The following is a 13379-nucleotide window of genomic DNA, read 5'->3' on the forward strand; positions in this document are numbered from 1 at the left end:
CGGATATCCCCGGCACCGCCCTCGCCGGCGCTCACGCCACCGCCAAAAGGGCTGGGCGGGCTCATGCGCCGCGCCGCGTTCCGCCGCAGCGAGAACGACCTGCGGCACTGGCTCATGCTGGTCGCGGCCGACCGCGTGAACGTCGTCGTGGGGCTTTGCGAGGACGTGAAGCGTTCGCCGGTGAAGCTGGCCGCAGTGGGCGTGGGGATCGTGGCGCTGGTGTGGTGGCTGGCGTCGGACTGATCCGCTCCAGCCCCGCCAGCGCATCCGCGTAGCCCAGGAAGTGCTGCAGGTAATCCGGCGCGGTGTCGTGCATCAGCGCGATGGCGCGGTGCACCAGGACGGTGGAGTGCATGGGACCGGCATCCTCCGGGACGTCGGCCATGATGTGCTGCAGATGGCTGGCGGTGCGCAGGCGCGCCCAGGTCCGGCGGATGGCGTCCAGGGCCGGGAGTGACTGGAACCCGCCGTCGTCCGGGTCCTGCGCTTGGTTCGTCGCGCCGCTGGCCGCGATCGTGTCGGCGTCGCCGTCGACAGTTGATGTAGTGGCAGCGCTGTCCAGCGTCGCTGAATCGCCACGCATGGTCCGGATGCCGGACAGCCGCAGCACGAGTGCCGACAGCTCCGCCGTGGGTGAAGGGGGTTCGTAAAGTGCGGACGCGTCACGGTCGGCTGGCGGGGCGGCGTCGGCGCGGGCCTGCGCTGGCAGGTCCTGCTCCATGAGCAAGCGCAGCCTCGCGTCCAGCACGTCGCGCGCGCTCCCTTCCAGCCGAACGGCGCGTGCGGCGAGCGCCTCGATGCGATGCCTGCGCATCCCGTCCCGCTGCCCGGTACCGCATCGGCGCCAGGCGTCGAGGAGTCCGGCCAGATCGGGCAGGCTATCGGTCATCGTCCGCATTGCCGTCCTGCTGCGGTCGCGGCATCGGCGCGATCTCGACGCGCCGGTTGCGCGCGCGGCCGGCTTCGTCCTGGTTGGAGCCAACCGGCTGCTGCGCGCCGAATGCCGCAGCAAAGATCGAATCGGCCGGCAGGCCGGCCTCGATAAGGGCGCGGGTGACGGTGAGCGCGCGCTGGGCGGACAGCTCCCAGTTGTCGGCATAGCGGCGATTGCTGCCGAGCACCGGGCGATCGTCGGTGAAGCCGCTCACCATCAGGATCTCCTCGCGCGCGCCGAGGTAGTCGGCCAGGGGCGTCGCCAGTTCCACGAGCAGGTCGCGGCCTTCGTCCTGCAGTGCGTCGGAGTTGAGCGCGAACAGCACGTTGCCGCGGATCCCGATGCGTCCGTCGACCAGGGTGACGCGCCCGGCCGCGAGCGGCACCGCCAGCGCATGTTCCAGCGCCTGCCGCTGCGCGATTGCCTGCGCCTGCTCGCGCTCGATCGCGTCCAGCTGCGCCGCCGTGTGCAGATGCATGCCGACCACGCCGAGCAGGATCAGCACGAACACGCCCAGCATCACCGCCATCAGGTCGCCGAACGCGGCCCAGATGGTGGCGGTGTCGCCGTCGCCGGCATCGAGTCCGGCGCTCATGCCTCGACCACCTGCCCGGCGTCGGCAACGCGCTGCAGCTCGGCGATGATCTGCTGCTGCGACAGCACGCTCAGCTCGACCACTTCGCGTGCCTGCGCCACGTAGTAGGCGAGCTGCTCGTCGCTGCGCGCAAGCGAGCCGTCGAGCGCGCCGGCGACCTGCTGCAGGCGTTCGAGCAGCGCCTCGTTGGCTTGCCCGAAACTGTCCACCGCCGCGCCGAAAGCATCGCCCAGGCTGGCGACATCGACCGCGCTGGCGGTGAGCTGGCCGGCGGCGGCATCCAGGCGGCCGGCTTCGGCGCCGATGCGCTCGACCAGCTGCGTGCTGGTGCGTTCGAGCAGGTCGGCCGAGGTCGTGACCAGCGCATCCACCGCGGCGCGCTGCTCGCCCGAGGCGTGGTTGACCGCGTCGAGCAGGGTTTCAAGCGTGGCCAGCAGGCGCGTGCGCTCTTCCAGCATCGCGGTGTCGCGCACCATGCTCTCCGACAGCGACTGGCGCAGCTCGCCGATGACCTCGGCGGCCGCGCGCGGGGCCTCGGACGCGGTGTCCACCAGGCGCGTGACTTCGGCGATGGTCGCGCCGGCATGGGCCTGGGCCTGCGAGGCGATTTCGCCGGCGGTCCGCTCCAGCGCGTCGCAGATGGCCTGCTGGCGGCTGGCGACCTGCTCGCCGGCCTGCTCCCAGCGGCGCGAGAGTTCGCCGGCCATGGATAGGAGCGTGCCGGTCCAGGTGACCAGGCGGGCCTCGTCGCGCGAGGCGAGGGCGGCCTGCAGTTCATCGTGCGACTGCCGCAGGGTGCCGGCCAGTGCGGTGGCGTGCTGCTCGAATCCGGTGGCGGCGATGGCCAATGCAGCTTCGTTGCGGGACGCCAGCGCGTCGTTCGCCGTCTGCTGGCGAGCGAGCGCCTGGGTCCACGCTCCGGCCACGGAGTCGCCCGCAGCGGCCAGGCGGGTGGCGACACCGTCCAGGAGTTCGGCGGCACGCTGCTCATGCGCCTGGCTGGAGCGTTCGAGCGTGACGCGCAACTCGGACGCCAGGCCGGCGTTGGCGCGCTGCTGTTCGGCCAGCGCTGCGCTCCAGCTGTCCGCGGCGCGGCTGCTTGCCGTCTCGAAGCCGGCGGTCAGGGCCTGCAGCTGCTGCTGCACGGACTGGGCCACGGTCTCGCGCAGCGTCGCGGCCTCGCGCGCCATGCCGGCAAGCGTGGCTTCGATCACGGGCTGCAGCGCGCCGCTCACTGCGCGGCTGCTTTCGGTCACGCTCGCTTCCAGCGATTGCCCGACCGACGCGGCCAGCTGCGTGTAGGCGCGCCCTGCGTTCGCATGGAAATCGTCCTGGCGCGCCTGCAGCTGCGCGTTGGCCGAGGTGGCCTGCGCTTCGATGGCGACGCTCATGGCCTGCAGCCGGTCGACCAGCGCCGGCATCAGTTCGGTCTGCCGCTGCAGCAGGCGGAACGCCTCTTCGCGCTGGTGTCCCTGCGAGTGCAGGCGCAGCGGGCCGGAGATGGCCGCGTCCAGGCGCTGCACGACCTGCAGGCGTTCGCGCCGCACCAGGGTGGACAGCAGGCCCAGCGCCGCGGACGCGCCGACGCCCGCGATCGAGGTACCGAAAGCGAGCGCCAGCCCGCGCACGGGCGTGGCCAGTGAATCGCGGATGGCGCCGAGGTCGAGCGCACTGTCGAGCGCCATCCCGGTGCCGCGCAGCGTGGCCATCATGCCGAGCAGGGTGCCGAGCATGCCCAGCAGCACCAGCAGCGCGGCCAGCGAGGGCGCCAGCACCGGAGCGGGCAGCGCGGCGTTCCCGCCGGCGATGCGCAGCCGCACCGGATTGCGCAGGGACGGCTGCAGGCGGTCGAGCCAGCCCGTCAGGTCCGCAGCGGCCGTGTCTGCATCGTCCAGCGCCTGCGCCAGGCGTGCGCTGCCCTGGCGGTAGCGGTGCAGTTCCAGTGCGCCCGCCGCGTAGCAGGCGACGATCAGCCCGACCACGGCAATGCCCAGCAGGCTGCTGCCGAGATAGCCCGCGCCGATCCAGCCGACAACGACCAGGCCGGCGAGGAACACGATGGGCGCGAGGAAATCGAGGGGGCGTCGGGTCATGGCGTCGGATCAGTGGTGCGAAGCGCGCTGAGCAGCGCCTCGACGGGTGAGAAACGGACATCGAGTTCGGCGAGCAGCAGTTCGCGCATCTCGAGGCGGAAGCGGTCGAGCCAGGGTCGCGGCGGGGACGGCGTCGTGGCGTCCTGCGACGCAGCCGTTGCCTGCGCCTGCAGTCGTTCAAAATGCCGGCCGAGCAGGTCCGGCACGGTCGACAGCAGCGCATGTTCGCGCGGCCCCAGCACCTGCTCCATCGCCGCATCGACCTCGGCCAGTCGCGCGCCATCGGGTCGGGCCGCGAGCATGTCGCGCAGGCGCCCGCGCAGGCGGCCGGTGGCGGCGAGGATGGCGCGCTGGTGAGCGAGATGGCGTGCGCGCAACGGCGCGAAGTCCACCTTCGCGTCGGCTGGCATCTGGCCCGGCACGGCAAGCAGGGCATCGGACTGGATCGCCCCGCGCAGCTGCGCCCGTATCTGCACGCAGGCGGCGTCCTCTGCGGCATCGAAGCGCGGACCTTCGGTGGTTGCAGCCACCGCGCCATCGAGCGCGCCGGCCAGGGTCACCGCGCGCGGCCAGTCGATCCACTGCGCGAGCGTCGCGGCCAGTGGCGGGCCATCGCGGCCGCCAGCGCCAGCGCCCGCCACGCGCGCCAGCAGGCGCACGAATACCGGGCCGGCGGCCGGGGCCGGAGAGGACACGCTGGTCATGCAGTCGGGATCCTGAAAAAGAACCGGGCGCCATTCGGCGCCCGGTGTCGTGCCGCGCGTGGGCGCGGACTCAGTAGCGGTAGTGCTCCGGCTTGTAGGGGCCGTCGACCGATATGCCCAGGTAGTCGGCCTGGTCCTGGGTCAGCCTGGTCAGCCTCACCCCGATCTTCTCCAGGTGCAGGCGCGCCACTTCCTCGTCCAGCTTCTTGGGCAGGATGTAGACCTTGGCCTCGTAGCTGTCCTTGTTGGCCCACAGGTCGATCTGCGCCAGCGTCTGGTTGGAGAACGAGTTCGACATCACGAAGCTCGGATGGCCCGTGGCGCAACCCAGGTTCACCAGGCGGCCTTCGGCCAGCAGGAAGATCGCGTTGCCGTTGGCGAAGGTGAACTTGTCCACCTGCGGCTTGATGTTGATCTTGACCGCGCCGGAGGCGTACAGCGCATCGACCTGGATCTCGTTGTCGAAGTGGCCGATGTTGCAGACGATCGCCTGGTCCTTCATCGCCTGCATGTGCTCGAGGCGGATGATGTCCTTGTTGCCGGTGGTGGTGACGTAGATGTCGGCCTCGCCGAGGGTGTCCTCGATCGGCTTGACCTCATAGCCTTCCATCGCCGCCTGCAGCGCGCAGATCGGGTCGATCTCGGTGACGATCACGCGCGCGCCATAGGCGCGCAGCGATGCCGCCGAGCCCTTGCCCACGTCGCCGTAGCCGCACACGACCGCGACCTTGCCGGCCAGCATCACGTCAAGTGCGCGCTTGAGGCCGTCGGCCAGCGACTCGCGGCAGCCGTAGAGGTTGTCGAACTTGCTCTTGGTGACCGAGTCATTGACGTTGATCGCCGGCACCAGCAGCTGGCCGCGCTCGGCAAGCTGGTAGAGGCGGTGCACGCCGGTGGTGGTTTCCTCGGACACGCCCTTCCAGTCGGCGACGACCCGGCTCCAGTAGCCCGGACGCTCCTTGGCCACGCGCTTGAGCAGGTCCTTGATCACCTGCTCCTCGTGGCTGCCCGAGGCCGAGTTGACCCAGCTCTCGTCGCCCTTTTCCAGCTCGTAGCCCTTGTGGATCAGCAGGGTCACGTCGCCGCCGTCGTCGACCACCATCTCCGGGCCGGTCAGGGTGCCGTCGGGCAGGGTGAAGGTCAGCGCCTCGAGCGTGCAGTCCCAGTATTCCTCCAGCGTCTCGCCCTTCCACGCGAATACGGGAGTGCCAGAAGCGGCGATCGCGGCGGCGGCGTGGTCCTGGGTGCTGAAGATGTTGCACGAGGCCCAGCGCACGTCGGCGCCGATGTCCTTGAGCGTCTCGATCAGCACCGCGGTCTGGATGGTCATGTGCAGCGAGCCGGTCACGCGCACGCCCTTGAGCGGCGCCTGCGTGGCGTGCTTGCGGCGGATCGACATCAGGCCCGGCATCTCGTGCTCGGCGATGTCGAGTTCCTTGCGGCCCCAGTCGGCCAGGGAGATGTCGGCGACCTTGTAGTCGCCTTCCTGGGAGAAGGTCTTCACTTGTGCGTTCATGGTGGTGCTCCGTCTTGGGACCCGGTGCGGATCCGTGGTGACGGGCGCCGTTGTCGCGTGTTGATCCTGCCGAGCCTGGCCGTGCTGATCCACGGTCGCAGCGCCCCTCGGCGGGGGGCGAATTATATCGCTTCCCGCTGCTGCGAGGCTGAATCCGGGCGCGCCCGAGGGCGGTCCTCCGGCAGCCATGACCAGTCATCACGGGGATGACCCGGCTCGATGCGGATGCCCTGCGAGGTTGAGCCAGAAGGTCGGCCGCCAGGGCAACTGGCCTTCGGCGGCGTTTGCGCCGTTGTTGGCCCCACCTTGCCCGTGACGCGACCATCCCGTGACAGCGAGCTGTGCGCGATGAAATGAAAACGGGCCGCTTTCGCGGCCCGTCCACTGTCCCCGTCCCACCCGATCGGGCGGGAATGCCTTGCTTATTTGAGCTTTGCAGCCTTGCGCAGCTCTTCGGCGCGGTCGGTCTTTTCCCACGAGAACGCGGTGGCGGTGTGCTTCTTGCCGACGCCGTCGACGTAGGAGATCTCCTTCGGCTTGCGGCCGAAGTGGCCGTAGGCCGCGGTCGCCTGGTAGATCGGGTGCTCCAGGTCGAGCATCTGCATGATGCCGTAGGGGCGCAGGTCGAAGTGCTTGCGGATCAGCTTCTCGATCACATCGTCGGCGACCTTGCCGGTGCCGAAGGTGGTGACCGAGATCGATGTCGGCTCGGCCACGCCGATCGCGTAGCTCACCTGCACCTCGCAGCGGTCGGCCAGGCCGGCGGCGACGATGTTCTTGGCCACGTAGCGCGCGGCATAGGCGGCCGAGCGGTCGACCTTGGACGGATCCTTGCCCGAGAACGCGCCGCCGCCGTGGCGGGCCATGCCGCCGTAGGTGTCGACGATGATCTTGCGCCCGGTCAGGCCGCAGTCGCCGACCGGCCCGCCGATCACGAACTTGCCGGTCGGGTTGATGTGCACCTTGTTCTTGGCCAGCGCCTCGAGCCACTTCTTCGGCAGCACCGGCTTGAGGATGTGCTCGCGCACCGCCTCCACCAGGTCCTTCTGCTTGATGTCCGGATCGTGCTGGGTGGACAGCACCACCGCGTCCAGGCCGAGGATGTCGTTGCCGTCGCCGCTGTAGCGCAGCGTGACCTGGCTCTTGGCGTCCGGGCGCAGCCACTTGAGCTTGCCGCTCTTGCGCACCTTGGCCTGCTGCTCCACCAGCCGGTGGCTGTAGTAGAGCGGGGCGGGCATGTACTCGGGCGCCTCGTTGCAGGCATAGCCGAACATCAAGCCCTGGTCGCCGGCGCCCTGCTGCTCGGGCTTCTTGCGGTCCACGCCCTGGTTGATGTCGGGCGACTGCTTGCCGAGCATGTTGATGATCGCGCAGGTGTGGCCATCGAAGCCGACGTTGGAATTGTCGTAGCCGATGTCGTTGATCACCTTGCGCGCCAGGCCCTCGATGTCGACCCACGCGCTGGTGGTGACCTCGCCGGCCACGATCGCCGCGCCGGTCTTGACCATCGTCTCGCAGGCCACGCGCGCACGCTTGTCCTGCGCCAGGATGGCGTCCAGCACCGCATCGGAAATCTGGTCGGCGATCTTGTCCGGATGGCCTTCCGAGACCGATTCGGAGGTGAACAGGTAGCTCGACATCGATATATCCTTCAATTCGGATGAAAAGATGGGTCGGAATGATACACGCCGCCGGGCGGTGGCGCATCTTGCCGTCGAGGGTATTGCAGGGCGGTTAACCCGCTCAGTGCCGTCGTTTGTGTGGGTTTGGCAAGCGGCGGCGGCCGTTGCGTGTCGCGATGGTGACCGATGCGGTCCTTGGCTCACCGGTCGGCGCGCAGCTGCGGGGCGACGGCCCCCGCCTGGGCTAGCGTTATACCACTCGGACGTGCGGCGGTGGTATAACTACGACAGCTGGCCCGGAGCCGACCATGTCCCTCTATCGCGAACTGCCCGCCGCCGCACAGACCGCCTACTCCGAACTGTACGAGCAGGTGCAGGTCGCCGAGGCCTCCCGCTCGCCGGCCTTCCTCACCGGCAAGGTGGGCTGGAAGACGATCAAGGGCCGGCGCTACGGCTACTGGCAGTTCAAGGAGATCGACGGCCGCAAGCGCGAGTACTACCTCGGACCGGAAGGGCCGGCCGTAAACGCCATCGAACGCGCACGCGAGCAGGGCGCGCCTGCGCTGGAAGCGGTGTCGCGCCAGGCCGCCGCGGCCGTGGCGCAGGGCAACCAGGTCACGCCCGCGAAGCAGTTCCGCATCGTCAAGCGCTTCGCGGACTACCAGTTCTTCCGTGCCGGCGGGCTGCTGGTGGGCACGCATGCGTTCCTGGTGCTGGGCAACCAGCTGGGCGTGGCCTGGGGCAGCGGCACGCGCACGCTCGATCTGGACTTCGCGCATACCGGGCCTGGCGGCAACGTCGCGATTGCGCTGCCGGCGGACCTGGAGACCAATCTCCATGACGCCCTGGCGTCGCTGGAGATGGGCTTCCTGCCGGCGCTTGGCGGCAGCAAGGGGCTGGCCAGCAACTACATGAGCGGGAAGGAGCCGGACCTGCGAATAGACTTCCTGACGGTCCGACGTCGCAACAATGATCCGGTGCAGATGCCTGACCTGGGCGTCGCGCTGGTGCCGTTCAAGTTCATGGAGTACCTGCTGGAACGTCCGGGGCAGGGCGTGTTGCTGGACCGCGCAGATGCCTGCATGGTCAATCTGCCTGACCCGGCGCGCTACGGCCTGCACAAGCTGCTGGTCGCGGCCGAGCGCGGGCCGCGCCACCCCAAGTACCGCAAGGACATCCTGCAGGCGCTGGCGTTGATCGAGTGGCATCTTGAACGCGCCCCAGTGCTGTTGGCGGACGCCTGGCGGGATCTGTGTGCACGGGGCGAAGGTTGGGAGAAACGCGCGCGCGCTTCGCTCGCGCAGGCGCCGACGGCGCAGCGTGACGCGCTGGATCGCTTTGCGCGGCTCATGGGCTGAGCGCCACCGCCACGCATTGACATGCAGGTGCGGGTGTAGGAACGGCTTCAGCCGCGATCGAGCTTGCGCGGCGAGACCGATAGGCAGGCGGCCGGATCGTCCGATCGCGGCTGAAGCCGCTCCTACAGTGGAACCGGGTGGAGTCGCGCGGTGGGATGCTGCATTTCCGGGGCAGGGGAGTGAACCGGCGTGGCCGCCTCTAGAATGCGCGCCATGGATTCGCTCTCCCAACTCCTGCTCGGCGCTTCGGTTGCCGCCGCCGTTGTGCCTGCCGGGCATCGTCGCGCGGCCATGCTCGCCGGTGCTGCGCTCGGCACGCTGCCCGACCTCGATTCCTTTCCGATCGCCCTGTTCACCGACGATCCCGTTGCGCTGATGACGCTGCATCGCGGCTTCAGCCATTCGCTGTTCGTGCTGCCGCTGCTGGGCTGGGCGATCTGGGCCTTGTTCCGGCGACGCGATGGGCGCGTGGCGCAGGCGCCACAGGCATGGTTCTGGGCGATCCAGCTGGCGCTGGTCACCCATCCGCTGCTGGACGCGTTCACCGTTTACGGCACGCAGCTGCTGTGGCCGCTGGCCACGCCGCCGGTGATGTGGTCGAGCGTGTTCATCATCGATCCGGGCTACACGCTGTGGCTGCTGCTGGGCGTGGCGGTGGCGGCGTTCGCGGGCGCAAGGCCCCTCGCGCGACACGCGCTGCTGGCCGGGCTGGTGCTCAGCACGGCCTACCTGGGTTGGTCGCTGCTGGCCAAGACGATGGTGGAGCGCGAGGCGGAGCGGTCGCTTTCCGCGCTCGGCCTGCAGGACGCGGCGCGGTTCTCGGTGCCGATGCCGTTCAACACGCTGCTGTGGCGGGTGGTGGCGATGACGCCGGACGGCTTCGTCGAAGGCGAACACTCGCTGGTCGCGGATTCGCGGCCAATCGCCTTCCGCCACCATCGTTCCGATGTGGAGGCACTCGCGCAGGTCGGCGAGCTGCCCGCGGTGGCGCGGCTGCAGTGGTTCAACCGCGGCTTCATGAAGGCCGAGGTGCACGACGGCAGGCTGGTGCTCAGCGACCTGCGCATGGGCGCCGAGCCCGACTACAGCTTCAACTTCGTGGTGGCGCAGCGCGATGGCGAGCAGTGGCGCGCGATTCCACCCGAGCAGCTGTCCTGGCCCTGGGAGGCGCGCAGGCGGCTGGGACAGATGTGGCACCGGATCTGGAACGAGCCGCCGGCCGGCCCCGGGGATCCGTAGGCGACGGGCCGGCTGGTCCCCGGGCGCGTTTCGCTTGCCGGGTCAGACCTAGCCCGGAAACCAGTAACGGGTCAGGTGGAAGAACACCGGCGCGGCGAACACCACCGAGTCCATCCGGTCCATCATGCCGCCGTGGCCTTCGATCATCCGGCCCCAGTCCTTGGCGCCGAGGCTGCGCTTGACCGCCGACAGCGCCAGTCCGCCGCAGAAGCCTGCGAGCACGATCACCGCCGACATGCCGGCCGCCTGCAGCGGCGTGAAGGGCGTCATCCACCACAGCGCGGTACCGATACCCACCGCGGCCAGGCCGCCGCCGACCAGGCCTTCCACGGTCTTGGATGGACTCACCTGCGGCGCCACCTTGTGCCGGCCCAGCAGCTTGCCGAACACGTACTGCATCACGTCGCTGATCTGCACCACCAGCATCAGGTAGAGCAGCAACAGCTGGCCGGTCCCGGCAGGCGCATCGGGATGCAGGATCATCAGCGCAGGTGCATGGCTGATGCAGTAGATGGCGATCATCACGCCCCACTGGATCTTGGTGCTGCGTTCGAGGAAGTCGGTGGTGTCGCCGCCGAACACCGCCAGCACCGGCAGCGCGAGGAAGGCGTAGACCGGGATGAAGATCGCGAACAGGCCATACCACTGGTCGAAGATCAGCCAGTACTGGATCGGGATCAGCAGGTAGAACGCGGCCACCAGCGGCAGGTGGTCGCCGGCGCGCGTGGGGGTGAGGGTGATGAACTCGCGCAGCGCGAAGAACGAGATGAAGGCAAACACCACCAGCGTCGCCACCGGCCCGATCGCGAAGCAGGCGCCCAGCACGCCCACCATGCCCCACCAGGCGCGCACGCGTGCATTGAGGTTGCGCACGCTCGCACCGCCGCCGTCGGGACCCCGGCGGGACAGCAGCCAGCCGACGATCGAAGCCACCAGCAGCAGGGCGACGATGCCCGAGAACACGTAGATCATCTTCGTCTGCGGGCTCATGCCATCGCCTCCACCGCGGCGCGCGCGCGCTCGAGGAAATCGTCGCGGCTCTCGCCGGGCGCCAGCGCCAGCGGCGCGCCGAAGTTCACGTTGCAGTACAGCGGCAGCGGCAAGGGCAGCAGCGCGCCCTTGGGCAGGCTACGGTGCAGGGTGTCGAGGTAGACCGGCACCAGTTCGACGTGGGGATACTCGCTGGCCAGCTTGAACAGGCCGCCCTTGAACTTCTGCGGCAGCCGCTCGTTGCTGCGCGTGCCTTCCGGGAACAGGACCAGCGAGTCGCCCTGGTCGAGCGCATCGCGCACCGGGGTCAGCGGGTCGGCATCGGCATCGGCGCGCTGCCGGTCGATCAGGATCGCGCGCAGCACCCGGCCGGACAGCCAGCCGCGCAGGCCAGGCTTGTCCCAGTAGTCGCGCGCGGCCACCGGGCGCACCGTGGCGCGCAGGTGCGGCGCCAGCGCCGACCAGATCGCCACCGTGTCCAGGTGGCTGGTGTGGTTGGCGAAGTAGATGCACTGGCCCTGCGGCGGCGCGACCCGCCACTGCGCGCGTGCGCCCACCATCGTGCGGGTGAAACCGACCAGCGCGGCCGCGCCGAGGCGCGCGATCAAGACGCGCGCTCCAGCCGCCGGGCGACCGCGCTCAGCCGAGTGCCGCAGGTCAACAGCGAGCCGATCGCAATCACTGCAACCGCCACGACCAGCACGTGGCGGCTGCCTGCGAGCATCGCCTCGATCGGAGCCGCCACGCAGGCCAGCGTCATCAGCGCCATGCGGTGCTGCTTGGCCATCGGTCCGCGGAAATCCTGCGCTTGTCCCAGCGCGCCCCCTAGCGTGCGGATATAGGCGGTCGAAGCGGCGAGCAGCGCCGCCAGCCATCCGGCCCACGGCAGTCCTGCCGCGTAGCCGAGCGCGACCAGCAGCAGGCTGTCGGCGACGCGGTCGGGCACTTCGTTGTAGAGCGCGCCGGTGGGCGTGGACTTGCCGCCCTCCACCGCCACCATGCCGTCGAACAGGTTGCACAGCAGCCGCAGCTGGATGCCCAGCGCGCACAGCCAGGCGCCCCACACCGGCAGCCACAGCAGCGCCACCGCGCCTGCGGCGGCGAACACGATGCTGAGCACCGAGATGGCATTGGGCGTCAGCGCCGAGCGCGCGAGTGCCGCGGCGATGCGCTGGACGAGTAGATTGCCGCGCGCCCTGATCGGCCGGCGCGATGCGTCCGGGTCGTGTTCGTGCAATTCCATGTGCCGCTCCCCGTGCCGGTCCAGTCCGTCCGGCGCGCCGCGAATCTTGGGTGCCGGCGCGCGCGCTGGCAAGCCCGCCGTGCTCAGGCGGCTGCGGACAGCTCCGGGACGACGCCGGCGACCAGCGCGTCGAAGTAGTCGCGGGTCAGCCGCAGCTGCATGTCCGCGCTCTCGGCGCGGTTGACCACGCTGCGGAAGGCCGCATTTTCCGGCCGGTCCTTCGCGTACCAGCCCAGGTGCTTGCGCGCGATGCGCACGCCGGACTGCTCGCCGTAGAAGTCATGCAGCGCCTGCAGGTGGCCCAGCAGGATGTCGCGCACTTCGGCAGGCGAGGGCTCGGGCAGGATGGCGCCGGTGGCGAGGAAGTGCGCTACTGCGGCGAAGACCCACGGCCGGCCCTGCGCCGCGCGTCCGATCATCACCGCATCGGCGCCGGTCTGGCGCAGCACCTGCAGCGCCTTGTGCGGCGAGTCGATGTCGCCGTTGGCGATCACCGGGATGCGCAGGTCGGTCTTGATCGCGGCGATGGTGTCGTACTCGGCCTGCCCGGTGTAGTGCTGGTCGCGGGTGCGCCCGTGCACGGTGAGCGCGGCAATGCCGCTCTCCTGCGCGATGCGCGCGATCGCGGGTGCGTTGCGGTGCGCGACGTCCCAGCCGGTGCGGATCTTGAGCGTGACCGGTACATCCGCCGCCGCCACCACCGCCTCGAGGATGCGCGCCACCAGCATCTCGTCCTGCATCAGCGCCGAGCCGGCCCAGGCGTTGCACACCTTCTTGGCCGGGCAGCCCATGTTGATGTCGATGATCTGCGCGCCATGGCCGGCGTTGTGGCGCGCGGCTTCGGCCATCACCTCGGGTACCGTGCCGGCGATCTGTACGCTGACCGGGTCGGGTTCGCCCGCGTGGTCCATGCGGTGCAGTGACTTGCGCGTGTTCCAGAAGCGCGGATCGCTGGTGGTCATCTCCGACACCGCCAGCCCCGCGCCCAGCCGCTTGCACAGCTGCCGGAACGGCTTGTCGGTGACGCCCGCCATCGGGGCGAGGATCACGCGGGGTTGGATGCGGTGCGGGCCGATCTGCATCGC

12 protein-coding genes and 1 riboswitch are annotated in these 13379 nt (G+C 69.8%); of the genes, 2 read left to right on the forward strand and 10 right to left on the reverse strand.

The genetic code is table 11. From position 1 onward, the window contains the following. Positions 1-112: 112 nt before the first annotated feature. From ACW5DW_RS03260 to metK, 6 genes are all read right to left on the reverse strand, one after another. Positions 113-889, reverse strand: coding sequence for a DUF2894 domain-containing protein (locus ACW5DW_RS03260; protein WP_457017343.1), 777 nt, complete (start codon positions 887-889; stop codon positions 113-115). Next, the gene (locus ACW5DW_RS03265; protein ID WP_457017344.1) at positions 879-1529 is read right to left on the reverse strand and encodes an OmpA family protein; all 651 of its coding nucleotides are present in this window, start codon (positions 1527-1529) and stop codon (positions 879-881) included. Before ACW5DW_RS03265 ends, ACW5DW_RS03260 begins: the two co-directional genes overlap by 11 nt. Further along, complete coding sequence (locus tag ACW5DW_RS03270; protein ID WP_457017345.1) at positions 1526-3622, reverse strand: DUF802 domain-containing protein; 2097 nt, start codon at positions 3620-3622, stop codon at positions 1526-1528. The genes ACW5DW_RS03265 and ACW5DW_RS03270 overlap by 4 nt, the downstream gene beginning before the upstream one ends. Then, on the reverse strand, positions 3619-4326 hold the full coding sequence (locus tag ACW5DW_RS03275) for a DUF3348 family protein (protein ID WP_457017346.1): 708 nt from the start codon (positions 4324-4326) through the stop codon (positions 3619-3621). Before ACW5DW_RS03275 ends, ACW5DW_RS03270 begins: the two co-directional genes overlap by 4 nt. Before the next feature lie 70 nt (positions 4327-4396). Next, positions 4397-5842: an adenosylhomocysteinase gene (gene ahcY, locus ACW5DW_RS03280; RefSeq protein ID WP_457017347.1), complete on the reverse strand. Its 1446-nt coding sequence runs from the start codon at positions 5840-5842 to the stop codon at positions 4397-4399. A gap of 35 nt (positions 5843-5877) precedes the next feature. Beyond that, positions 5878-5957: riboswitch (S-adenosyl-L-homocysteine riboswitch) on the reverse strand. A gap of 307 nt (positions 5958-6264) precedes the next feature. After that, positions 6265-7482 carry a methionine adenosyltransferase gene (gene metK / locus ACW5DW_RS03285; protein ID WP_457017348.1) on the reverse strand — a complete coding sequence of 406 codons (1218 nt, stop codon included), beginning with the start codon at positions 7480-7482 and terminating at the stop codon, positions 6265-6267. A 290-nt stretch (positions 7483-7772) separates the two neighbouring features. Between metK and ACW5DW_RS03290 the strand changes: the two genes are divergently transcribed. After that, entirely contained in the window at positions 7773-8822 is a 1050-nt protein-coding gene (locus tag ACW5DW_RS03290) for a GSU2403 family nucleotidyltransferase fold protein (protein WP_457017349.1), read from the forward strand. 213 nt (positions 8823-9035) lie between these two features. After that, positions 9036-10061, forward strand: a complete 1026-nt coding sequence (locus ACW5DW_RS03295; protein ID WP_457017350.1) for a metal-dependent hydrolase — start codon at positions 9036-9038, stop codon at positions 10059-10061. A 48-nt stretch (positions 10062-10109) separates the two neighbouring features. Here ACW5DW_RS03295 and ACW5DW_RS03300 read toward each other — a convergent pair whose 3' ends face one another. The 4 genes from ACW5DW_RS03300 to dusB all read right to left on the reverse strand — a co-directional run bounded on the left by ACW5DW_RS03300 (position 10110) and on the right by dusB (position 13376). After that, positions 10110-11051: a phosphatidate cytidylyltransferase gene (locus tag ACW5DW_RS03300; protein WP_457017351.1), complete on the reverse strand. Its 942-nt coding sequence runs from the start codon at positions 11049-11051 to the stop codon at positions 10110-10112. Beyond that, positions 11048-11659: a lysophospholipid acyltransferase family protein gene (locus ACW5DW_RS03305; protein ID WP_457017352.1), complete on the reverse strand. Its 612-nt coding sequence runs from the start codon at positions 11657-11659 to the stop codon at positions 11048-11050. The genes ACW5DW_RS03300 and ACW5DW_RS03305 overlap by 4 nt, the downstream gene beginning before the upstream one ends. Beyond that, entirely contained in the window at positions 11656-12294 is a 639-nt protein-coding gene (locus ACW5DW_RS03310) for a CDP-alcohol phosphatidyltransferase family protein (protein ID WP_457017353.1), read from the reverse strand. The genes ACW5DW_RS03305 and ACW5DW_RS03310 overlap by 4 nt, the downstream gene beginning before the upstream one ends. Positions 12295-12377: 83 nt before the next feature. Next, a complete protein-coding gene (gene dusB, locus ACW5DW_RS03315) occupies positions 12378-13376 on the reverse strand; it encodes a tRNA dihydrouridine synthase DusB (RefSeq protein WP_457017354.1) in 999 nt (332 codons plus the stop codon). Between the last annotated feature and the right edge of the window lie 3 nt (positions 13377-13379).

It is taken from the genome of Luteimonas sp. A482 (assembly GCF_054072655.1).

Coding starts and splice junctions, on each gene's coding strand:
- ACW5DW_RS03260 (WP_457017343.1), bottom strand. CDS start 889: ATGACCGATAGCCTGCCCGATCTGGCCGGACTCCTCGACGCCTGGCGC.
- ACW5DW_RS03265 (WP_457017344.1), bottom strand. CDS start 1,529: ATGAGCGCCGGACTCGATGCCGGCGACGGCGACACCGCCACCATCTGG.
- ACW5DW_RS03270 (WP_457017345.1), bottom strand. CDS start 3,622: ATGACCCGACGCCCCCTCGATTTCCTCGCGCCCATCGTGTTCCTCGCC.
- ACW5DW_RS03275 (WP_457017346.1), bottom strand. CDS start 4,326: ATGACCAGCGTGTCCTCTCCGGCCCCGGCCGCCGGCCCGGTATTCGTG.
- ahcY (WP_457017347.1), bottom strand. CDS start 5,842: ATGAACGCACAAGTGAAGACCTTCTCCCAGGAAGGCGACTACAAGGTC.
- metK (WP_457017348.1), bottom strand. CDS start 7,482: ATGTCGAGCTACCTGTTCACCTCCGAATCGGTCTCGGAAGGCCATCCG.
- ACW5DW_RS03290 (WP_457017349.1), top strand. CDS start 7,773: ATGTCCCTCTATCGCGAACTGCCCGCCGCCGCACAGACCGCCTACTCC.
- ACW5DW_RS03295 (WP_457017350.1), top strand. CDS start 9,036: ATGGATTCGCTCTCCCAACTCCTGCTCGGCGCTTCGGTTGCCGCCGCC.
- ACW5DW_RS03300 (WP_457017351.1), bottom strand. CDS start 11,051: ATGAGCCCGCAGACGAAGATGATCTACGTGTTCTCGGGCATCGTCGCC.
- ACW5DW_RS03310 (WP_457017353.1), bottom strand. CDS start 12,294: ATGGAATTGCACGAACACGACCCGGACGCATCGCGCCGGCCGATCAGG.
- dusB (WP_457017354.1), bottom strand. CDS start 13,376: ATGCAGATCGGCCCGCACCGCATCCAACCCCGCGTGATCCTCGCCCCG.